The organism is Noviherbaspirillum album (assembly GCF_035916955.1).
GTDB lineage: Bacteria > Pseudomonadota > Gammaproteobacteria > Burkholderiales > Burkholderiaceae_D > Noviherbaspirillum > Noviherbaspirillum album.
In genome coordinates, this window is record NZ_JAWIIV010000060.1 from 1 (window position 1) to 20,177 (window position 20,177).

Annotated in this window: 22 protein-coding genes; 9 read left to right on the top strand and 13 right to left on the bottom strand. The window is 53.6% G+C overall.

Going from position 1 to position 20,177, the window contains the following annotated elements; genetic code table 11:
• Positions 1-22: 22 nt before the first annotated feature.
• The 3 genes from RY831_RS30945 to RY831_RS30955 form a co-directional block, all read right to left on the bottom strand.
• Entirely contained in the window at positions 23-277 is a 255-nt protein-coding gene (locus RY831_RS30945; protein ID WP_326510165.1) for a hypothetical protein, read from the bottom strand.
• Positions 278-723: 446 nt separating this feature from the next.
• Positions 724-1,254, bottom strand: coding sequence for a hypothetical protein (locus tag RY831_RS30950; RefSeq protein ID WP_326510166.1), 531 nt, complete (start codon positions 1,252-1,254; stop codon positions 724-726).
• A 31-nt stretch (positions 1,255-1,285) separates the two neighbouring features.
• Entirely contained in the window at positions 1,286-2,104 is an 819-nt protein-coding gene (locus RY831_RS30955; protein ID WP_326510167.1) for a hypothetical protein, read from the bottom strand.
• 331 nt (positions 2,105-2,435) lie between these two features.
• Between RY831_RS30955 and RY831_RS30960 the strand changes: the two genes are divergently transcribed.
• A complete protein-coding gene (locus RY831_RS30960) occupies positions 2,436-2,858 on the top strand; it encodes a hypothetical protein (RefSeq protein ID WP_326510168.1) in 423 nt (140 codons plus the stop codon).
• 25 nt (positions 2,859-2,883) lie between these two features.
• Here the strand turns inward: RY831_RS30960 and RY831_RS30965 are convergent, their stop codons facing one another.
• Entirely contained in the window at positions 2,884-3,180 is a 297-nt protein-coding gene (locus RY831_RS30965; RefSeq protein WP_326510169.1) for a hypothetical protein, read from the bottom strand.
• A 445-nt stretch (positions 3,181-3,625) separates the two neighbouring features.
• Here RY831_RS30965 and RY831_RS30970 point away from each other — a divergent pair, with 445 nt between their 5' ends.
• Positions 3,626-4,105 carry a hypothetical protein gene (locus RY831_RS30970; protein WP_326510170.1) on the top strand — a complete coding sequence of 160 codons (480 nt, stop codon included), beginning with the start codon at positions 3,626-3,628 and terminating at the stop codon, positions 4,103-4,105.
• A gap of 135 nt (positions 4,106-4,240) precedes the next feature.
• On the opposite strand, the gene RY831_RS30975 is transcribed toward RY831_RS30970, so the two are convergent.
• Together RY831_RS30975 and RY831_RS30980 are read right to left on the bottom strand one after the other, a co-directional pair.
• Complete coding sequence (locus tag RY831_RS30975) at positions 4,241-4,444, bottom strand: cold-shock protein (protein WP_326510171.1); 204 nt, start codon at positions 4,442-4,444, stop codon at positions 4,241-4,243.
• A 621-nt stretch (positions 4,445-5,065) separates the two neighbouring features.
• Positions 5,066-5,206, bottom strand: coding sequence for an SHOCT domain-containing protein (locus tag RY831_RS30980; RefSeq protein ID WP_326510172.1), 141 nt, complete (start codon positions 5,204-5,206; stop codon positions 5,066-5,068).
• A gap of 602 nt (positions 5,207-5,808) precedes the next feature.
• Here RY831_RS30980 and RY831_RS30985 point away from each other — a divergent pair.
• From RY831_RS30985 to RY831_RS30995, 3 genes are all read left to right on the top strand, one after another.
• On the top strand, positions 5,809-6,147 hold the full coding sequence (locus RY831_RS30985) for a hypothetical protein (protein ID WP_326510173.1): 339 nt from the start codon (positions 5,809-5,811) through the stop codon (positions 6,145-6,147).
• A 205-nt stretch (positions 6,148-6,352) separates the two neighbouring features.
• Positions 6,353-7,195 carry an ankyrin repeat domain-containing protein gene (locus tag RY831_RS30990; RefSeq protein WP_326510174.1) on the top strand — a complete coding sequence of 281 codons (843 nt, stop codon included), beginning with the start codon at positions 6,353-6,355 and terminating at the stop codon, positions 7,193-7,195.
• 617 nt (positions 7,196-7,812) lie between these two features.
• Positions 7,813-8,979: a GGDEF domain-containing protein gene (locus RY831_RS30995; RefSeq protein ID WP_326510175.1), complete on the top strand. Its 1,167-nt coding sequence runs from the start codon at positions 7,813-7,815 to the stop codon at positions 8,977-8,979.
• Between the two features lie 119 nt (positions 8,980-9,098).
• On the opposite strand, the gene RY831_RS31000 is transcribed toward RY831_RS30995, so the two are convergent.
• The 4 genes from RY831_RS31000 to RY831_RS31015 all read right to left on the bottom strand — a co-directional run bounded on the left by RY831_RS31000 (position 9,099) and on the right by RY831_RS31015 (position 13,033).
• On the bottom strand, positions 9,099-9,743 hold the full coding sequence (locus tag RY831_RS31000) for a GNAT family N-acetyltransferase (protein ID WP_326510176.1): 645 nt from the start codon (positions 9,741-9,743) through the stop codon (positions 9,099-9,101).
• A 207-nt stretch (positions 9,744-9,950) separates the two neighbouring features.
• Positions 9,951-10,166, bottom strand: a complete 216-nt coding sequence (xseB, locus tag RY831_RS31005) for an exodeoxyribonuclease VII small subunit (RefSeq protein WP_194727348.1) — start codon at positions 10,164-10,166, stop codon at positions 9,951-9,953.
• A complete protein-coding gene (gene xseA, locus RY831_RS31010) occupies positions 10,159-11,901 on the bottom strand; it encodes an exodeoxyribonuclease VII large subunit (RefSeq protein WP_326510177.1) in 1,743 nt (580 codons plus the stop codon). The genes xseB and xseA overlap by 8 nt, the downstream gene beginning before the upstream one ends.
• A gap of 301 nt (positions 11,902-12,202) precedes the next feature.
• Positions 12,203-13,033, bottom strand: coding sequence for a DNA/RNA non-specific endonuclease (locus RY831_RS31015; protein ID WP_326510178.1), 831 nt, complete (start codon positions 13,031-13,033; stop codon positions 12,203-12,205).
• A gap of 309 nt (positions 13,034-13,342) precedes the next feature.
• Here RY831_RS31015 and RY831_RS31020 point away from each other — a divergent pair, with 309 nt between their 5' ends.
• On the top strand, positions 13,343-13,555 hold the full coding sequence (locus tag RY831_RS31020; RefSeq protein ID WP_326510179.1) for a hypothetical protein: 213 nt from the start codon (positions 13,343-13,345) through the stop codon (positions 13,553-13,555).
• A gap of 347 nt (positions 13,556-13,902) precedes the next feature.
• Here the strand turns inward: RY831_RS31020 and RY831_RS31025 are convergent, their stop codons facing one another.
• A complete protein-coding gene (locus tag RY831_RS31025) occupies positions 13,903-14,493 on the bottom strand; it encodes an SAM-dependent methyltransferase (RefSeq protein WP_326510180.1) in 591 nt (196 codons plus the stop codon).
• 929 nt (positions 14,494-15,422) lie between these two features.
• Here RY831_RS31025 and RY831_RS31030 point away from each other — a divergent pair.
• The gene (locus RY831_RS31030; protein ID WP_326510181.1) at positions 15,423-16,877 is read left to right on the top strand and encodes an SLC13 family permease; all 1,455 of its coding nucleotides are present in this window, start codon (positions 15,423-15,425) and stop codon (positions 16,875-16,877) included.
• 138 nt (positions 16,878-17,015) lie between these two features.
• Positions 17,016-18,245 carry a cation:proton antiporter domain-containing protein gene (locus RY831_RS31035; protein WP_326510182.1) on the top strand — a complete coding sequence of 410 codons (1,230 nt, stop codon included), beginning with the start codon at positions 17,016-17,018 and terminating at the stop codon, positions 18,243-18,245.
• Positions 18,246-18,666: 421 nt separating this feature from the next.
• Here RY831_RS31035 and RY831_RS31040 read toward each other — a convergent pair whose 3' ends face one another.
• The gene (locus RY831_RS31040) at positions 18,667-18,876 is read right to left on the bottom strand and encodes a hypothetical protein (RefSeq protein WP_326510183.1); all 210 of its coding nucleotides are present in this window, start codon (positions 18,874-18,876) and stop codon (positions 18,667-18,669) included.
• An 86-nt stretch (positions 18,877-18,962) separates the two neighbouring features.
• Between RY831_RS31040 and RY831_RS33550 the strand changes: the two genes are divergently transcribed.
• Positions 18,963-19,148 carry a four-helix bundle copper-binding protein gene (locus RY831_RS33550; RefSeq protein ID WP_496196650.1) on the top strand — a complete coding sequence of 62 codons (186 nt, stop codon included), beginning with the start codon at positions 18,963-18,965 and terminating at the stop codon, positions 19,146-19,148.
• A 72-nt stretch (positions 19,149-19,220) separates the two neighbouring features.
• Here RY831_RS33550 and yghU read toward each other — a convergent pair whose 3' ends face one another.
• Entirely contained in the window at positions 19,221-20,090 is an 870-nt protein-coding gene (gene yghU, locus RY831_RS31045; protein WP_326510184.1) for a glutathione-dependent disulfide-bond oxidoreductase, read from the bottom strand.
• Positions 20,091-20,177: the final 87 nt, after the last annotated feature.

Below are 20,177 nucleotides of genomic sequence, written 5' to 3' on the forward strand. Positions count from 1 at the left end.
TGCGCCCGAGAGACTATGACAGTTATTTCAAAGGAAGGTTTTGCACTATTGTTGCGGGGGTGCTGACACGCGCTTGTGCGACGACGCCGTCAATGCGTTCCATAATAATTCGTGCGATGTCGATCTTGTCACAAGGGTCAATGACCAATTTCTCATCCTTTGGCGCGTCGTTACGCCGAGTCTGGTAGGGAAATGAACGATCCACCCACCGTGCCTGCATCGGCACAAAGAAAAAAGCCCGCAGTCCTTGCGGAAGTTGCGGGCGAATCCAATTCAAGAAGAGTTGGAGGAGACAAGGACATAGTACCGGTGTACAACAGTGCTGTCTTCTTTCGAACGCGAATGACAGATATTCCTGATTTATATAACACTACAAAAGGTAAAAAGCCCACAGCACAATTTGCTGTGGGCTTTCACGTGTCTCCNAGGACATAGTACCGGTGTACAACAGTGCTGTCTTCTTTCGAACGCGAATGACAGATATTCCTGATTTATATAACACTACAAAAGGTAAAAAGCCCACAGCACAATTTGCTGTGGGCTTTCACGTGTCTCCTGCCGCCCTCTTTGGGACTGGATTTTTATACTGCGCAGCGATTTTCTATCAATTTTCTAGTTTTGTCATTGGGCAGTGCAATATGATTGAGGTCAGTTTACATCTACATTTTGGCTGCAGACGCTGCGCCAGAACGTATTGCAACCGCATCGTACTAGCACTCAGGGTTATGGGATAGGCTTCGGACGGCGGAACTGCCGTTTCTTTGGAAAGCCTGTACCTTGTCCCTTGCCATTGGGGTTACCCTGCTTGCGCGGCCATTGAGGCTGCTCGTTGACGGTATTGGGATTGGATAACCAGGCATTGAGTTGTTCACGTACCTGACTGATCCCGCCAATCACACGCACATAGCGGTTCCTGAAAATCTTTCGCAGGTACTCGTCTGCCGGCGCAGGAATATCCTCCCGCAATCCCATCATGCGCTGACAGCTACGTAGTGATGGCGCCGTACGAAGCTCTTCCAGCGGAACCACTTTCAATTCCAGTTGCGGGAAGTATTGCTGAAGGTCTTCGAAGTCTCGTGGACTGGTTCCAATCAGGGCAATCATGGGTTTGAATGCACTGTTGGCCGAGGGCGGAAGCTTTGGATCGAACAACGGTTGCACATCTCCTTCTGCATGTTCGTCGTCCTCATCATCATGCGGATGGCTTGAGATCGGTGAAAACTCGGCCGTCATACCCGGCTCATCCTGATACATGGGTCGCGTGTACGAAGCTTTACCTTGCTGCTCACGTCTGCGCGGCTGTTCTCGCGAGGCGGACTGGTCTACCCCACTGAACGCAGCCTGAAACAATGACGACGTCGCCTGGCTGCCGCCCTGCTGTATCAACTTCTCGACCAACGCTCTTGCCAGCTCTTGCCAGCTCTTGACAGACCATGGACACGAACGGCCGTGCCATCTCAATGAAATCACCGGTGGCTACCGGCAAAGGCGATTCAATCGCCTGAGTGCGGCCTCTGGGTTGTTCAATGTGACTCTGGCGAGGCGCTGCATGTTGTGCATTGTTCCTGTGGCGCTGATCCGGTTGCGTTCCAGTATGGGTTGGTATAGCACTGTCCGGTTGCTCGTCAACGCGTGGCGCCATCGGCGATGGTTCGCCGACAGTGATATCTTTAGATTCCATTGATGTCGACGGCGCAGCTGGTTCAGCATCTTCAGGCACGACTTGTTTAGTGCCTTTACGGGAATTTCGCTGCTTCGGTTCATCCACGGTAACAGCGGCAGTTGCAGCCCGAGTGCCACTGGACTGGTCTGACTTCGAGAACAGGTCGTCCTGTGCAGCGTCCCTGACCTTCTGCAAGATGCCATGGAGACGCTGCCGAATTGCCTGAAAACCCTGCGAGATGGAAATTAGCTTGCGGTGTCGGACTTCCGGCAAGCACTCCTGCGCCAGGAATACGTCCTTGGCTTTGACTTCTTCCAGCTGAGCTGACTGCAATAGTTCTGGACCCTTGATGTCAAGGAGCCGCCTGGCGATCAATTCCCACTCTTCTTCTGTCCACTTGATGACGGCGGGAGCAGCGACCGGTTCTGGTTTGCGAGGCATGACTTCTCAGATTAAGTTTAGGGTCTTCAATGTATAAAGCTATAGTGCACTGACAGGCGAACTTGTCTCTCCGTGACTGCATAGACACCTTGCCGTCTGCTTATGGGCACGAACGATTTAATGAAGTTCCTGAATGCCGTCAAGATGGTATTAGGTGTCCGATACGATGACCATTTACCTTGCATACGGGCAGGGTACCTGCAGCGCATGAGCGCTTCGATGGTCTGACAAGCGAATATCGCAAGAATAGCACGATAGTCCAAAAAATGAGCATCGCGTATGATGCAGCAATAAGGAGAGATATGGCGTCACAGAAAAATAAGATCCCGATATGGCGAATGCGAAACTAAACGTACTCGTAGCAGAAGTACCCGAAGTGATTCCGCTCGTGCAGGAGGCATGGCGGGCACATTTTGCCTTGACGTTCTGTACCTCCTTGGCAGAGGCCGAGACTTTATTGAATAAGCGATTCGATGTCATCGTGTGCGGCACGCACTTTGCCGAAAGCAAGATGTTTGATCTATTGCGGATGGCCAAATCAAAGCCCAAGTCGCAGGCGGTCCCTTTCCTCTGCATCCGTGTGCTGGACGGTGAGCTCGATGGTACGGCATTCCAGGGCATCAGCATCGCCACATGTGCTCTCGGGGCTGCCGGCTTTGTCGACCTCAACCGTTGGCGTCGAGAATACGGATTTGATCAGGCACGCGAGAAGTTACGACAGTTGGTTGTGTCATTGGCTCACCAGCCTACCTGATGACTTTGGCGAGCCAATACACGGACTAATGGCCGCTTCGGTCGATCAATTCCTTTGCCTGCAATAACAGGTCCTCGCGCACCGGATCAGGTTTGTCTCCTGTCGTCATCTTGATATAACCCGTAAGGTCGCGGACCAGTTTGACAAGGGCGGCCCGCTCTGCCGTCAGGTTCGCACCATTGGCTGCTTCAATCTGCGTGACGAGCTCAAGAACAGACGCCGGATCGACAACTTGACAATACGAGGCATGCCAGTCGTCCCGCTGTGTAGCGTCTTCCACCGCTTGTAGGCAAGCAGTTCTGATGGTGTCGTAATCAGGCATCGCGATACAGGAATTTTAATGAAGTCATCGTTATACGTAACAGCCGGTCCTTCGTTGTAAAAATCAAAACGTTGAGACCGGTATAAACCGACAAAGAACCCCCTCACGGGTATTGCCAGGCAGGTCTATGTTAATTGCCTTATTACCATACTGTATATCTCTTATAACAAGAATAAAGAGGACAGTGATGATGCGGCGCAGTATAGTAACACCTGTCTCCTCCAACTCTCCAAGAATTGGATTCAACCCGCAAGCTTCGGCCTGCGGGTTTTTTTTCGTCTTAACTGCCCCATAGACGTGTAAGCCATTATTCAAATAGGAAAATAGAGCTGCTCTGTGCTGACACTTGAGATTTATCACGCCGCTCCGCTGAACAAAGCGTAATAAGTATTTGTCCATTACCGAACTTAAATTAACGCAATTTCCTACACATGGAGGACCTATTATGGCGAATCTCGGACCAGCAGCGAAAGCGGTCGAACAGGAATTAATGCATGCTCGTCAGGGCATGGAGTATTACGCCAAACTCGTCGAGAACCTTGAAGGCGTACTGGAAACCTTGACGACTATCGATACTCCCGCAACAGGTGCACGCACAAAGGCTCGTACGGCGTCTACCTCCAAGGCCAAGGGTAAGACTGCTAATCAGTCGAAAACCGCGGCAAGCAAAGGCGGAAAACGATCCAAATTGCCACCTACTGGCAAAGATTTCTGGCCAACATTACTGACGGACACGCCTCAGCCGGCCTCTGAAGTGTTCAAAGCTGCGATCAATGCGTTAGGTATCAAGCTTGATGCAGATGACCGTAAGAAGCTGACTCAGCGGATGTCCAACGCGCTGAGCGTCATGGCCAAAAACGGGGAAATCAAGGCAGAGGGCAGTGCTCGAGCACGGCTTTACTCGAAGAAAACGGTAATCCATTAAGCACAACAAGGGCTATTGGCAGAGGTCAACGGTCCTAAACAAAACCCTAGTCGCTCTGGCCAACCGAGCCCGGAAACTAGCTAACCTGACACCCTGACCACTTCATTCCGGTCAGGGCATGCTTAATGAGCGAGTTTATGCGGGAACGATATTCGAAGCCTGGGCGCCTTTGGCACCCTGAGTCACTTCGAAGGAAACCTTCTGGCCTTCCTTGAGGGTTTTGAAACCCGAGCTTTGAATTTGCGAGAAGTGACCGAAGAGATCTTCTGCACCCTGATCGGGTGTGATGAAACCAAACCCCTTGGAATCGTTAAACCACTTGACGGTACCTGTTGCCATAACAATCTTTCACATATCTGCGGAATGAACCTGGCCAGTAGCGGTGTTGTTTGCTGGGCCAGGAGCGATCTATCGAGTCGGTGATGCGTTCCCCCCTCCTCGACCGGGCGAAGTATAGCTGAGCGAAGCAAAGTCGCAAGTAATCGTTGAGTGAACGGAACATGCTCAATCGAGGCGACGATGGCGTGGCAAATGACATCTGGCAGCGCTGTTTGCGTCGGCCATTTCGCCTCAGTGATAAATGAAGGCTAGCATTTCCCTCTTCCAAATCCGATCCGGCACATACGAGAAGGCTAAGCACGGTTGACGAAGAATGAAAGAAAAAAGCCCGTGACCTGACCGGATCACAGGCTAAACAAACTTCGCACTAGGAACCTACAGCCTTACTGTAGAGGCGTTCCATGGTGTTTCGCTTATTCTGTCTCAAGGAACTGCTTCAGTTGCTTGTGCCGCGATAATGAGGTGAGAGATAGCGTTAATCCCGTGTCGTCACATCCCCGATTGATGCGAAAGATCGAGAACGCTGGCGGCGCCTCCCACATGTGACCCCCTTTCGCAGGCAAGTGCCGCGATTCTGTAGATCCAAAACAGGGCACCCGAGCCATGAGGGGGTTTTCTGGTTTAAAAAACCTGGCCGGCCAGGATACGCCGCTTCAGCAGTTCGTACTCTTCGGGCGAAATGGCGCCTTCTTGCAATAAGCGGTTCAGATCGGCCATTTCTCCTCCACGAGGATAGCCGCGGACGCCTGCTTTCTCTTCCATTACTCGACGCCGGCTCAACCACGGGCGGGCAGCCCGCCAAACTATGGCAACGATGATGACTGCTGTGATCCATCCGATGGCACCCATCCTGTTCCCCTGTAGTAGCGTGTGATATGTCGATGTACGTAAGAGTAGCTTGTTTTGTTTTCAATTTGATTATTTACCCTACAGTGCGGCATTTTTGCGACAGGTCGTAGGCGCCTCGCTGAACGCGCTCCGGTGCTGAAGCCACAATAGGCATGCCCCTCGCTCGCGACACTACTCCGATGTTTCTCATATTCGTGGGATGTGGATCCGGGTCCTTTGCGCTCTAATTGTTCGTTCGACGATGTGGCAAACGAAAAGGCCAAATTGAAATGCGCATACAAAAGGACGTCTGCATATCCATCGTGCTCGGTATCGCCATCGTTTGTGGAGGTTTATGGTTACTGGCTGTATCAATGTCGGTTCCGACGCCAGCAACGCAAAAGGCCGCACCGCCTTCAGGGACAACCACTGATCGCCCAAAGTCTTCTCCTCGCGCAAACCGCCAGCCTGAAGGCACTGATAGTGACCCTGAAGCCGTCCATCCCCGGGCAGCAAACGGAATCAGGAAATGTATCGTGAACGGCAAAACCATTTACTCGGATACCCAATGTCCCGCGGGTGCGCAGACTGAAACCGTCGTTCTACACGATTCCGGAGGAGTCATCAGCCCTCCGAAGGCTGATCTGCTGATGCTGATGGCGCAGCGCAAAGCTGCTGAAAGACAGAACACCGGCCACCAAGGTGTTCTGACAATGGGAACGCCCCAGTCCGCGTCAGAGGAATGCGCCCTCCTCGACCAGCATGTTCGATACCTGGATACGAAAGCCCGCCAGCCTCAGTCCTCCACCACGCAGGATTGGATTCGCCAGGAGCGATCAACGGCTAGAGACCGACAAGTCGCGCTGCACTGCTAAAGCACCCTCTCAGACATGGATCTGGCAGACCCTTGCCATGCATCGTCTTGATCAAGTGGCCAAGCCCTTATGCTTGCAAGATAAGCAACGGCACATTCAATTTCTGCGAAACGGGATAAAAACATGGGGGCCAAAACAGCACGGATGAGGATTTTTTCCAACCTCCATTGTCTTAGTCCACTGATTAACGCAGCGAAGCCAACCAATGTACCTCGATACCGACCACCAAACCCGCCAACGCAACAGCAATGAGAGCTTTTTAGCGGCTGCATCAGCTGGTGCGGTCGATACGCTTGGCTTGTTGCTAGACGAGCACGGTGTTGACATCAACACGGTCGATCGCAACCGACAAACGGCCCTATTCCATGCGATTCAGTCTGGCTGCGAGGACTGCGCACTGTACCTGCTCAGGCGGGGTATTGACTGGCGCATCCATAACAGGCGGGGACTGAGGGCCCTTCACTTGGCGGCCAGCGCGGGCCTTGATGCCGTTGTCAATTGGCTGATCAACGCCGGCGACGAGGTCAACGCCGGTCGCGCAAACGTCGACACACCGCTCATTATGGCCGCAAGACATGGCAAAACAGACGTGACTCAGCGTCTGTTGGACGCCGGTGCCGATCCCGATGGTCGAGGCACAAGGGACGGCACGGCGCTGCACGTGGCGAACACGACTGCAATGACTGAGATGCTGTTAGCTGCGGGAGCGGACCCTGACGCACGTGACAAGGACGGCGAAACACCGCTGTTCGGAGCTGCCCGTTGTGGTCAGTTGGAACTGGTACGCTTATTGGTTGGTGCAGGAACTGATGTGAACGCTCTCAATGAGAAAAAGGAAACCGCGCTTTTCCAGGCGGGACAACGCGGCGTCATTGAGGTCGTAGATTATCTTCTTGGTGCCGGAGCGACTCCTGATTTGCCGGGAGACGGTGGCCGCACGCTAGCTGCTGCGGCAAGACGTAATCCGTCGCTGCGCACTTACATGACGGGCCGGGCGATGCGTGGTTGTATCGACGCCGCGCTGGCTGAGATTGCGCGGCCTGCCTAGTCCCGGCCGATCAGGGTCATCTCCTTCTGTAGCGAAAACCGCTGCTTCCCACGCTGCAAATACGCTATTTGGGACTTGACATTCTGTCGACGTTCAAAGGTTGTACACATCCAACAGCGCTATGACAAATTTCTTTGGTCGTCTATAAGACCATGCAAACCAGAATGACACACTTGCTGTAAGTCATTGATTTTTATCAGTTCCGCCAGATGCTCAAGAAAAAGGCAACCTAGTCAGACCCGCATGGTACTTTAGCGTCTCCCTAGTCAAGCCCCACTTATTCACAAAGTTGTCCACAGACAATGTGGATTACTAGAAAAGTTCTTTTGTGACAAAGGGTTGCAGCAGATATTGAAACTAAAGTAGTAACGACCTACGGTTTCACGACCTGTAAATGCTTACCTATGGACGCGACCCATCACTGAGCTGCTTTCTCTCGCCCAATTTCTTACGTTCAGAGTGGAGCACCTTTTCATATTGTTACTTTAGTAATAAGCCGCAGAAGTCGAATCAGTACGGAATGGTGTTGCATAGAAGAAATTCCCCTATGTTAGGATAACCGTGTTTCGCACTGTCTTTCCAACCCGGCCGTTGACCATTCGTGTCCGCCATCGCTTATGTTAAGTACACAACAAGTTTTCCTGATTGCTTCTCTGCTGTGCTTCGTCACCTTCCTTGTCCTGTTTTCCTTCCGTGAGAACGGAGTAAAAGGTATTCGCCAAATTATCTTGGCCACCGTGCTGGGCATGGCGGGTAACATCCTGTATGCCTACGGCCGCGAACTGTCACCCTTTTTCGCCTATGAGGTCGCCAATGGCGTCTATGCTGCAGCATCGGCGGTGGTTCTGGCCGGTTACCGTCGGCTGTTTAAGCGCCCAGGTCATACACGCATTCTTGCGATAGCTGTCGTTGGGTTGACGGTAGCCATTGGCTACTTTCATTATGTGTACGATTCATTTTTAGCTAGGACCGCCATCGCATCCCTGTATCAAGCCGGTATCGCAGGTGCTATTGGCTATACCTTGCTACGTGCGAGGGGCGAATGGCGCCGCCCCTACTACCCCAAGCTCTTCATCCTGGCAATGTGCAGCCTGATCGCGGCCGGCCATCTAGTCCGTGTGCTCCGTCAGGCTTTTGTCGACAATCCACCCACATCGTTGCTGGAACCCTCGGGTTGGAATGTGTTTGTTCTTTCCGCCGGCGCTTTTGCCCTGCCAGTATTAGCTTTCGGTGCCCTGTTGATTGCGCATCGGCGTATCGTGCTTTTGGCCGAGCATGCGGCGAACCACGATTACCTGACTGGTGCCTGGTCGCGCCGCGCCTTCTTCGACCTCGGCAACCGCGAAATCTTGCGCGCGGCGCGCACGGGGAAACCGATGGCATTACTGCTGATCGACATGGATAATTTTAAGCCGGTCAACGATACGCATGGTCATGCTGCTGGCGATCGTGTTCTGAAGGAATTTGTGCATGAGATTCTTCAAGAACTGCGAAGCATCGATTCACTGTGTCGCATGGGCGGTGACGAATTCGCCGTCTTGATGCCAGAGACCGACCAGACTGGAGCTGTGACAGTAGCAAACCGCCTGCGTACAAGAGCCGAACGATGTCATCAATTTTTCTCGGGTGTGACGGTGAGCATTGGCGTGGCCACTCTCCAGGCGGAAGACACGCTCAATTCGTTAGTCACGCGCGCCGATTCTGCTCTTTACAAAGCCAAGGAGAAAGGCAGAAATCAAGTGTCATTGGAGCATGGCCATTTACTGCAACCATATCCAACATGATTGCCTTATTCTCGAAACCCTCAAGTACAGCCGTCACTCGTGTGTTCTCTCTTGTGCCGCAGCGGCAGGTCTATCAATTACTCGCACCTGCATGCCGATCTGGTTTTCCCTAAGCGGTCTCAGTTCCAATCCATTGTGGCCTGATTCTCAGCTGCCTCCACGACAGCAAGCTTATTGTTAACCGTGCGAAGACGCTGTGCAATCACCTTTCTGGCACTGGACATGAAGGCTGGCATACCGAGGCGGTAAGTGCAATATCGGATCATCACATCACTGCCCGGCCGAAGGGCTGCAAATTCCTGGTCTGTCTCGATCTGCATGCCAAATGAGTGCGCAAGGGCCGATGATCGCGTATTAAGCACACGTGTCTGGACGTTGACGAAATCGAGGATGGGAACCTCGTCGAACAGGGCTTGAACAGCCATGGCTGAAAGAAGTTTGGCCACTCCCCTACCCTCGACCTGGGCAAGTAGTGCATATGCGAGATTGCACCCTTGCCTGCCATCGCTTGCAAGGATGTTTCTAGCCCAGGCTGCAGCAACCACCTGGCCATGCAAGGTTGCCGTGAAACAAAAGGGAGAACTCGCCGCGCAATGCCAGCCTGTCTTGTTCACTGCGTCATGGCCCGGTCCGATGACATCGGCAAAGCGTTTGGTGTCTGCCCATACCAGCTCTTGCGCGCGTCGGGGAAAGAGGCGGCGACCTTCGAGAAAAATTTGAAACTCAGCAAAATCACCGACCAGCACTGGCGCCGGATCGTTCACATTCCAACTTATACGCATGCAACTAGAAACTTGAATTTAAGGGAACTATGTAGGACGAACTGCTTGGAACAGAAACTGCATTTATAGATAAAGATTCATCACCGGCCATTGCAGTCCACCGAAGCAGACCGCTAGAGGCGGCTTCCTTCTGGCTTACTGATTGGTCAGAAATGACGAGACACTCAACAAGGCAGGCCTGTTGACGAATCACTTTTGTGGCGCGTCCGGGTTCTCTTCCTTCAGGTGCTCTTGCAGAGCAGCCCGCACTGCCGCAATTCGTTCCTTGCACACCTGGTAGGCTTTCGCGCTTTCTTCGACGATCGGTACCAAGCTGTCGATATCCAGATCGTCCTGACGCCGCAGCTTTTCTGCATTGGCTTGCAATATTTTGTAAGCGGCGTTAAAGCCGTTGATGTCACTCATGTGCGTCCTTTTTTACGCGTACTGTTCCGTCGCGGAACTGTATGTCCATTGTTTCCTGTTGTCGAGCCGCTTCGCCGCTCGATATCGGCATGCCTGCACCATCTTTGACTACGGCGAATCCCCGCTTGAGCGTCGGATCGATGCCATGGGCAAGAATCGTTGCCATCACATCCTTGGCCTGTTCCTGCGCATCGTCGAGTGCCTTGCATGCAAAGTGCCGTGTATCGGTCATGTCACGTTCTACGTAATGTGTCGCCGTGCCCAACATCCGGTCTGCAGTGGCTGCTACTCCGAGCCACTGGTCCTGCAGGTGCTCGTCAATACCATCGATACTGCGCCGCGCTGCCAGCGTAACGCTGTTGAATGCACTCACGACGTCACGCTCCACGCGCTCTGCTGTACTTTGAGCGCGGTCCTTGACGCTCATCGATAAGTGCTCGGCCTTGGCCGCCATGATTTCGACCTGAGCGCCGGCTGCCGTGAGCACCGCGTCGTGCAGCTTGTCTGCCTGTTTGACAGCAAGGTCCAACATGGCTGTTCCCAGGCGGCTAACCGACTCCTGCTGTCTGAGCGTTGCGGTTTCGGCCTGTGCAAGACGCCGCTCAGTCAGTGTGCTGACCTCGGTTCTTTTTTGCAGCGCCCTGCTTTCTGCAAGTGCCAGACGTGCCTGTGCAGTATGGACGATCGCCTGCCAGTTTTCCAATCCCCGGAGTGCGCGCGTCGCGATCTGCTGCCGAATATGGGCAATCACTTTCGATGGCGTGCCGAACGAACGGTTCGCATACTCGTCGAGGATGGTCATGTCCCGCTCATGTCCGATGCCGACCAGTACCGGGCAGGGAAACTTGCAGACCATACCGGCAAGGACATACTCGTTGAGCCAGTGCAGATCAGCCAGTGCGCCGCCGCCACGGATCAGGACCAATGCACAAAAGGCGGAGTTTCGGTGTACGCCCAGTGCGGTCATGAATGCCTCCTTGAGCGACTCCTTGGCTCGTTCGCCCTGGAAGAAGGCGTCGAAGTAGGTGAAGCGGCATAGGCCTGCCGCTTCCAGCCGGCTAGCTTCCACCTGGAAGTCGCCCTTGCCTGCCGCATCCGGCGGACTGATCACGGCCACATGGGCGAAATCGGCAGGTGTCGCCAGTTGCTTGTTGCGCTGTGCCAGTCCTTCGGACTTCAATCGTTCACGAATTCGCTTTAGGCGTGCTTCCATATCTCCCAGCGTATAGTTGGGATCGATATCGACGATGTCCAGCGAAAAGCCGTATTCCGGCTTGAAGACCGGTCTGGCATAAACCAGCAGCTTGATGCCTGAAGCGAGCTCAATGCCGGTTTGGCCAGTGAACTTGCGAACGATCTCCGGGACACGACTTGCCCAGATTTGCGCACGGGCCTTTGCCTTTTCCTTACCGTCCTGATCCCTGTCGACCGCAGCGATGTACAGGTGCCCGCTGTGCATCTGCAGCTGACTGATCTCGATACGCACCCAGACCGGATCCTCGAACGAAGTTTTGATGGCGGCGGCGACACGGCCCAGCAGGTCGCTCAGTGAAACGCCGCGGCCTTGCAATAGCGATATGGCAAGGCTATCCCGGCTCGCAGGCAGCCATGCAGAAAACGGCGCCAGTGCCAAGCCTTGAGGCACAAACAACTGGCCGGACTTTGTGTCGAGCTGGGCTCCGAATGACCGGGCCAGTTCACTGTCTTCCGCCGGAACAGACAAGAATGTTTTCATTACTATTACATCAATCCAACCTTGGGAAGCGCTTATCCGTTCGTTATATAGGATGCAAGATCGAGCAGTTACCCAACAACGAGAATATGAATTTGCTGCATATCTTCTCGCGAACATTGAATATTACGCGAAGCCAATATGGTATGGCAGTGTTCGAAGTCTTGGAAAGAGTAAATAACAAGCTCGCAACCAAGCTGTTGTAAAAGGAGACATCCATAGCGCTACTCGAGTAGTTGCTGTTTGCTAGCAGTTCCGTTGTCTGCCCCCCCCTTCGTGGTTAGCCGCGTCAAATGCGCCTTACTCATTCATCAGCTTGGCCGGTTATCTTCGCCTTAGGCAGAAAGTCGATGCCAGTTCTCCGGACCAGCTCGGCGTAGCTGATTGGCTTGCCCGCCCGTGCTTCATCAGTGTTTTCAATCCAGTGTGCCCAGGCCCGACCCGTTGTAGCGTCGTAGACTAATTTGTAGAGGTATTTCGGCACCCATACTCTATTGTCACCAATAGTCTTGGGCGAGCCTTCAAAAACAGGGCCAGTGATGACGTACACATCACCTTTTGCGCGCAAGGCATATTTCCGGGTTGCCTGCTCAATGCCGTTCCACGGCTTCTGATTGTTATTCGGCGCTTGAGGAACCATATTGGCGAGTGAGAAGCTTTGGGCCATGGCTTGGGGAGTGGGCATATTGCCGGCCGGAGCGAGGTGGCCACGTGAATATCCACTGCGCTTGTAATCGTCGAGCTCCGCACGTTCACCGCGGGGCAACCTGGCATCAGCGAAGAATTTATCACTGCGCTTACCAGACTTGTCGTTTTCGAGGTGCGCTCGGCTCAGCCGCTCTGCAACGAACATGGGTGTCTTTGAAGAACCTGAGTGAAGCACCGCGAATGCGTCGTAGCAGAGTTCCCGCGTTTTGAGTTGCTGGGCATTGGGGACGGCCGGCGGCGTGCCATTGGCAAAGAACTGCGAACAGGCTTGAAAATCGGTAGGCTGGTTAGTCCCTCTCAATACATCTACAGGAGTTTTTGATTCCGGTATTTGAAGGAGGCGCGACAGTTCATCAAGGAGCGTCGGTTGTTTTGCGTACGCTGTGAAGGAAGCTAAGAAGGATAACGCGAGAAGTACTTTTTTCATCCCACGATTTTACCGATTTGGCTCGAATGTGGCGGGTGGGCCTGACGAATGCCGTCACGCTCGCAGTAGGTACAAAGCGAATACTCTCAAAGGTAATACTATCGAGCCTTCTGCCATTTGTATCCGTATCCTCGCCGTGAACTAGTTTTCTTGTCTGTTCGCAACGATCCAAGCTTCATCGCTGCTATCCGGCTTTTGATGATCTGTAGCTTGGGTTTGAGTGTTGGCAGTTTCATTTCTTGCGCTACATCAACCTCATGTGACAGCGCGGCATTACATTGTTACTAACAATTACTAAGGGAGGCAGATATGCAAAAGCTCAGGGAGGCTGTCGAATACGCATTTTGCTGCGTCTTTGGTTTTATCTGCCTATCTATCATCTACGGCTATGCTACCTTTCTATCCGCACTAGAGCTCGCTCGAATCGTCAAGCCATTTTATCTGCAGCCCAGTGCACGTCAGCCCTACAACTCGCCAACAGAACGCCAACCAATGCTGTATGGCTCATTAATCGACAAATAAGATAGCCCGTAGACCGTTTCCAGCCGCACGGGTGTAGTTGCGCCAATCTTCTCTACTTTTATAACGTCTCGATGCTGATGCTCATCACACCGACGCGTACTCTCTTCTGCCTCATTGTTTTAATACAAAATTGCCAAACTTTCTAGCTCATCAATGGTGAGCAACTCTGAGGACACTCAGTTTTAACGGAGACACGACGTGCAATGTGAATGGTTTGAAAACTCTCACCTTGCACCGCTCATTGCTTTCCTATCCAATGCCCATAATTCGAGCCTAGCGCTACCTTTTCAGCAACTCAAGCTAGCTATGTTAAAACCATCCCGAACATCAGCGGATATGAAATTTCCCTATCCCTTTTGTCGCCCTGTAATTGTCCAATAATAAATTTTCTTTCCATTGACTGATATGGTCTTTTCAGGCGGCCATACTTCCCCCATATCCCAAATGTAGGACACTATCCTGGTACCGACTGGCAACTGCTGCCATAGGATTGGACGGAGTTTACGGTTGACCTGAGGCCACAGAAAAAGAGTTACAACCGTAGCGTCGGAAAAGTCGGAAGTATAGAGGTCGCCCACTTTAAAGATAACCCTGTCTTCCACGCCAGCTTTTGCGGCGTTGGCTTTAGCTTCTACTATTCGCTTCGGGTCAAGATCGATTCCGCAAGCCCGAGCCCCATATTTCTGTGCCGCGGTAATGACAATACGTCCGTCTCCGCATCCAAGATCGTACAAGAGATCGTTTTTTCCTGTCTGTGCCAGTTCAAGCATTTTCTCCACGACATGCTGTGGAGACGGCTCGTATGGCACATCTAGTTGGCGGGGAGTTACGGCCTGCGTCAAAGACGGAAAGCCGGTCGTTATTCCTGCAACGCCTAATGCGCCTAGTGACAAGATACGCCGCCTTGACTTCAGGGCGATGCAGTCTTTAGTGTCCATTGAATGTCTCAATATGATTTATGTTCGTTCTCGTAGCGGCAGTGGTCATCGGGATCATTCGGATCGGATGAGCGTCTCTTCTCGGTGTGCTGGCCGGGGCCTCGCTCATGCGCAGCATGCGTATGCAAGCGACTATCGAATGTCATTTTAGGACCTTTCGAAAAGTGAATTCTGCAGTCTGGCCACGACTGGAAGACGGTCTAACCACCTCATCTCCTTCGCCCCTTCGACAAGACGGCCTCCGATTCCCGAGCATGTCTGAAGGCATACTTAAAATCTTGGCGACCTAACCGTCGCAGTATGGCAATGGATTGAAGAAATGCAGGACGGACAGTGTTCACGCACATTACCAGAGGAATTAGCCAACCCGGCCCGGACGTGTCACGTCCTATCACAGCGAGACAATACTCCCCTTGGACGTTCCCGGCGGCACGGTGTTCCCGCGCTCGTGCGCAGCGCTCGCATTGGTTCAGGTTGACATAAATTTGCCCAGCGCTCCGGCATCGCCGCCGGACAATATGGCGGTAGCTACGCTTCCTTCGGCCTCACTCTACGTTGGCTGCTCCAGCGTGTGAAAACAGCTTTCCGTTACGGCACATTACATCAAGGCATTAAGATCCTGAATTCTCATGATTTACGAACAGGTTCAGCAGCACTTTAGGGTTCAAGGGGCACGAAAAAGCTCAATTAATTGCTCATGTCCACGGATATGGCTGCATGGCGAAGTAACTCAGCTGGGGTGGATTGTTGCGCATAGCTGCTTCAGTTTGTTGTGTGAATTGAATTTTACTATTGCAGCAATTGTCAATCTCTCATCCTGGTACACAGTCGCTTTTATGTGCAGGTTGCAAGTCGTGCACAAATAATCTCTCAAATGATGAGACCAGGGGTTCGTTAACGAGACAGTTATCAAAGTCATAGAGGCCCCCATGCAGCAATCCGTCATGCGGCAAGATAAAAGTCAATTGGCTGCCAGTATTGGCTTGTGGTTGGGGCCTGCCTGGCTGCTAGCCACCTTGCTCTTGCCCGCTCCTGCAGGCATGCCGGAAGCAGCATGGCACTGCACAGGAATGGCGCTCCTCATGGCGACTTGGTGGGCGACCGAAGCGATTCCGATTCCTGTCACTTCCCTGCTGCCCATTGTCTTGGTGCCAGCACTCGGCACCGGAAAGCTCGATGCGACCACGGCGAACTACGCTCATCCAATCATCTTCCTTTTTCTAGGCGGTTTCCTGCTTGGCCTTGCCATGCAACGCTGGAATCTGCACCGACGCATCGCCCTGAATGTCTTGCTCGTGATGGGACAGCGTCCCGAGCGCCAGATTGCCGGTTTCATGCTGGCTACGGGATTCCTCAGCATGTGGGTCTCCAACACTGCCACCAGCGTCATGATGCTTCCAATCGGCATGTCGGTAATCAGCCTGCTTGGCAACGACCAGGACAGCGCGGAAGCCGACCGTTATGCCGCGGCCCTCTTACTGTCGATTGCCTATGCGGCGAGCATTGGCGGCATCGCGACCTTGATCGGTACGCCGCCCAACGCACTCCTAGCGGCCTATCTTTCGAAGAACCACGACATCACGATCGGATTTGGGGAGTGGATGATCATTGGACTTCCAGTTGCGGCCATCATGATGGCTCTGGCCTGGTGGTGGCTGACACGCGGCGGCTTTCGCCTGAACATCGCGCACGACGGCAAGCAATTGCTTTCCTCCGAACTGCGCAGCCTAGGCGGAATGACGCTGGCCGAACGCTTGGTTTCGGCGGTCTTCGTGTTGGCTGCCGCGGCATGGATAGCCAGCCCCGGCCTCGCCGATTTTGGCCTCAGCTGGCTGTCCGACACCGTGATTGCAATTATCGCCGGAATCACTCTGTTTCTGCTGCCTAGTGGCGATAGAGAGCAACCCCGGCTGCTGCGCTGGGAAGACGCAAAAAACATTCCCTGGGGGGTGCTGCTGCTTTTCGGAGGTGGTTTGGCACTGGCCGACATCATCAAGGATTCCGGACTCGCAGCGTGGATTGCTCAGCAACTGTCCGGATTCAGTACGCTGCCGATTCTGCTGCTGGTTGGCATCATCGTTTTCGTCATCATTTTCCTGACAGAGGTCACCTCCAATACTGCGACTGCGGCTGCCTTTCTCCCTCTGCTCGGCGCACTCGCCGTATCGGTCGGTGCGGATCCGCTTCTAATCACGGTGCCCGCTGCCATTGCTGCCAGCTGCGCCTTCATGATGCCGGTAGCCACCCCACCTAACGCCATCGTCTTTGCAACTGGCCAATTGAAGATTCAGACAATGATGCGGGCCGGCTTTTTTCTCAACCTTGCCGGGACGATTGTTCTGACACTCGTCGTCGTTGCGCTGCTACGCGCCTTTTGGATCTAGCATATTTGGGATGGAGTTCAGAAGCATGCCGAATTCACCAAGGAATAGCATAACCTTCGTTTTCTGCCGTCCATCGAACAACCAAGGTATGCGGCACTGCGATTCTCGCCGAACTATCTTTCCGGAAACATCCATGACATGAACGACTTCAATGTGATGGTTGCGCTGCTTGGCGCGCTGATCCTGCTGCTGGCATTGGCCTCGGCATGGCTGGCAAGAAGCCCGCTGCCACCCACGCTCATTGCGCTGGCAGTTGGCATCGGCATCGGTCCGCATGCACTTGGCTGGCTAGACTTGGAAGCCATGGGCGACAAGGCCAGCCTTCTGGAAAAAGCGGCCCGGCTTGCGCTGGGCATCGGTTTGGTCGGCGTGGCACTGCGTATCCCTTCCGAGTTTCCCCGTAGGCAATGGCGGGCAATGCTCACTCTGATCGGTTTGGGCATGCCACTGATGTGGGCCATTAGTACCGTGTTGGTTTACTTGATCCTTGACTTGCCCTTCTGGATGGCGGCCCTGATCGGTGCCATTGTCACGCCCACCGACCCGGTTGCCGCCACCCCCATCGTCACCGGCTCACTCGCCGAACGGAACATTCCAGAGCGCATCCGTCATGCGATTTCCTTTGATTCCGGAGCCAACGACGGTTTGGGTTATCTATTTGTATTCCTGCCTTTCCTAATGCTGACCAAGTCGATCGATGACGCCCTGACGCATTGGTTGCTGACAACACTGCTATGGGAAGTAGGTGCCGCCACGGCGCTGGGACTGATGCTGGGCTATGTGTTTGGCAAGCTGCTGCGTGCGTCCGAGGCAGCCGGCGCCATCAAAGATGAATGGCGGCTGATTTACACGGCGGCGCTTGGCTTGCTGGCCATCGGCGTCGGAAAGCTCATTCATAGCGACGAGGTGCTGGTCGTATTCGCTGCCGCAGCGGCCTTCGACCAGGTGGTCAGCGCCCCCGATCGCAAGAACGAGGAACAGGGCCAGGAAGCGGTCAACCGTTTCTTCGCCATCCCAATCTTCATATTGCTGGGTACGGCGATCCCGTGGGACGGCTGGCTGGAACTGGGCTGGAGTGGTGTGCTGCTGGCAGTGGCGGTGCTGGTGCTGCGCCGGCCGGTGACGATGCTGCTGCTGAAGCCGCTGCTGCCGGACGTGCGTTCGATGCCAGATGCACTGTTCATGGGCTGGTTCGGGCCGGTTGCGGTGGCGGCAATGTATTACGCGGCGATGATGGAACACAAGCTGAGCGAGCCCCTGGTGTGGCAGGTAGTCAGCCTGATTGCCTGCGCCTCGGTGGTAGCACATGGGATAACCGGTGCGCCGCTTACCCGGTTGTACGGTCGGATCGCTCCTAGGCGGGATTAGTGTGTAGTAAGTCGGACTCGACCTGCCAACTCCCTTCCGATTTTATCGCGTATTGAACTAGCTGAGCCTCGGAGATTAGCTAAAAGCGGACCTAAAAACACTATGCAATAACAGATTGAGAAGGCCAGATTCCCTATTGTCAGGGACTGTGACTCAGGATACGCGCGAAGTTCTTCCGCACGATGCCATAGCACTCGCAGGAAGCATCTTCTAAAGCCTGCCGGCCCAATATCTAGAAACAGATGCAATTAATGACAATAACTGTGTTTAACATCCGGAGAGCATAAGAACTTGTATGTCCGTTCCTGGCCGGGCCGAGGGGAAATGTCGGACGCGCCCCAAAGTCGACGGTTGGCCATATCAGAAAGCAGTCATTGGATTGATGTTTTTCGAGCACGGCACTTGTCCTTGGCAAAATACATCAAAGAAAAGAAAATTTATCCAACGTGGCTTGACACTGCTGACGATGCCGCGCAATGCTTGACGGTAAATACAACTTTACTCGGCCTTCTGGATTTTCTGGAGAACAGTCGGTTGGCGGTTTAAGCAGAGAAAATATAGTAAACACCGTGGCGATAGCATCCACCACCTGCAACTGGTTTTTCTGGCTCTCGCTGAATTCAGCAAGCATACCGTGCCGGCTGATGACACTTTGCACAAGCGTATCAGACCAGAATTTGAATCCCTCCAAAAACAGGAGTGCGATGCATCACGTTGGTGTACCCAGCTGTAAATTGCGCGCAATTGTGCAGTATGCACGCCGATTTCATGGCGCGCCGCTCGCCGCATGCTGCGCATTTAGCCAAAGAATGCGCAGAGATTTGCAACGCATACGCCATGCCGTGCGAAGGTCACCTAGACCATGACGTCAAAATGAAGCAGCGTGCACAGGTCTGCCGCTGATGCGTAGCCAGTCGTTATGCTATACAGGTAGCCTAGTCGGATTGATTCAGACTTTGTGTAATCGATCAGCTCCTACCGCGTCTGTCTTTTGTCCTCGGTCTGCGTGTCGAAGTCGCGACTACCATGCCGCTCGTGGAGCTGCCCGGATGGCTCTCCCCAAGTCCGGTTTACCATCCGTCCGCGCTTTACGGCAGGGCGCAGTCCGATCTGGTTCGCCCAGCGCAGTACATGACGATAGTTATCGACTTCAAGAAATCTCGCGGCGTCATACAACTCACCCTTCACAAGGATACCGTACCAAGGCCAGATCGCGATGTCTGCAATGGTGTAATCGCTTCCGGCGATGTACTCATTGTCGGCGAGCCGGCGGTCGAGCACGTCCAACTGGCGCTTCACCTCCATGGCGAAACGGTTGATCGGATACTCGTACTTCTCGGGTGCATATGCATAAAAATGGCCGAAGCCGCCCCCTAACAACGGAGCACTACCAATCTGCCAAAACAGCCAAGACAGACATTCGGTGCGGGCAGCCATGTCAGAGGGGATTAATGCCGTAAATTTGTCAGCGAGGTAAAGGAGGATTGCTCCCGATTCAAAGACACGCACCGGCGGTTGCTGGCTTTGGTCGAGCAAGGCTGGAATCTTCGAATTTGGATTGAGCTGAACGAATCCACTGCTGAACTGGTCTCCCTCCATAATCCTGATCAGGTGTGCGTCGTACTCGGCTTGTGCTATCCCTTGCGCCAACAACTCCTCCAGCATGATCGTTACCTTGACGCCGTTCGGCGTAGCCAGCGAATAGAGCTGCAATGGATGCTTGCCAACCGGAAGTGCCTTCTCATGGGTAGGGCCGGCGATCGGCCGGTTAATGCTGGCGAAGTGACCACCGCTCTCCATTTCCCACTTCCAAACCTCTGGGGGCACATATTTATTGTTGTTCATACATACTCCACGGATTCAATTGGGAAGTGCAACTTGATGAACTAAGGCGGGAGGGAAGATGCGGTAGCATCCGAACCCCAAGACCGC

What these genes read in the sequence shown, in the direction of transcription:
- RY831_RS30950 (WP_326510166.1), bottom strand. Translation starts at nt 1,254, where the DNA reads ATGTATCAGGATGAGCCGGGTATGACGGCCGAGTTTTCACCGATCTCA.
- RY831_RS30955 (WP_326510167.1), bottom strand. Translation starts at nt 2,104, where the DNA reads ATGCCTCGCAAACCAGAACCGGTCGCTGCTCCCGCCGTCATCAAGTGG.
- RY831_RS30960 (WP_326510168.1), top strand. Translation starts at nt 2,436, where the DNA reads ATGGCGAATGCGAAACTAAACGTACTCGTAGCAGAAGTACCCGAAGTG.
- RY831_RS30965 (WP_326510169.1), bottom strand. Translation starts at nt 3,180, where the DNA reads ATGCCTGATTACGACACCATCAGAACTGCTTGCCTACAAGCGGTGGAA.
- RY831_RS30970 (WP_326510170.1), top strand. Translation starts at nt 3,626, where the DNA reads ATGGCGAATCTCGGACCAGCAGCGAAAGCGGTCGAACAGGAATTAATG.
- RY831_RS30975 (WP_326510171.1), bottom strand. Translation starts at nt 4,444, where the DNA reads ATGGCAACAGGTACCGTCAAGTGGTTTAACGATTCCAAGGGGTTTGGT.
- RY831_RS30980 (WP_326510172.1), bottom strand. Translation starts at nt 5,206, where the DNA reads ATGGAAGAGAAAGCAGGCGTCCGCGGCTATCCTCGTGGAGGAGAAATG.
- RY831_RS30990 (WP_326510174.1), top strand. Translation starts at nt 6,353, where the DNA reads ATGTACCTCGATACCGACCACCAAACCCGCCAACGCAACAGCAATGAG.
- RY831_RS30995 (WP_326510175.1), top strand. Translation starts at nt 7,813, where the DNA reads ATGTTAAGTACACAACAAGTTTTCCTGATTGCTTCTCTGCTGTGCTTC.
- xseB (WP_194727348.1), bottom strand. Translation starts at nt 10,166, where the DNA reads ATGAGTGACATCAACGGCTTTAACGCCGCTTACAAAATATTGCAAGCC.
- xseA (WP_326510177.1), bottom strand. Translation starts at nt 11,901, where the DNA reads ATGAAAACATTCTTGTCTGTTCCGGCGGAAGACAGTGAACTGGCCCGG.
- RY831_RS31015 (WP_326510178.1), bottom strand. Translation starts at nt 13,033, where the DNA reads ATGAAAAAAGTACTTCTCGCGTTATCCTTCTTAGCTTCCTTCACAGCG.
- RY831_RS31020 (WP_326510179.1), top strand. Translation starts at nt 13,343, where the DNA reads ATGCAAAAGCTCAGGGAGGCTGTCGAATACGCATTTTGCTGCGTCTTT.
- RY831_RS31025 (WP_326510180.1), bottom strand. Translation starts at nt 14,493, where the DNA reads ATGGACACTAAAGACTGCATCGCCCTGAAGTCAAGGCGGCGTATCTTG.
- RY831_RS31030 (WP_326510181.1), top strand. Translation starts at nt 15,423, where the DNA reads ATGCAGCAATCCGTCATGCGGCAAGATAAAAGTCAATTGGCTGCCAGT.
- RY831_RS31035 (WP_326510182.1), top strand. Translation starts at nt 17,016, where the DNA reads ATGAACGACTTCAATGTGATGGTTGCGCTGCTTGGCGCGCTGATCCTG.
- RY831_RS31040 (WP_326510183.1), bottom strand. Translation starts at nt 18,876, where the DNA reads ATGCTTGCTGAATTCAGCGAGAGCCAGAAAAACCAGTTGCAGGTGGTG.
- yghU (WP_326510184.1), bottom strand. Translation starts at nt 20,090, where the DNA reads ATGAACAACAATAAATATGTGCCCCCAGAGGTTTGGAAGTGGGAAATG.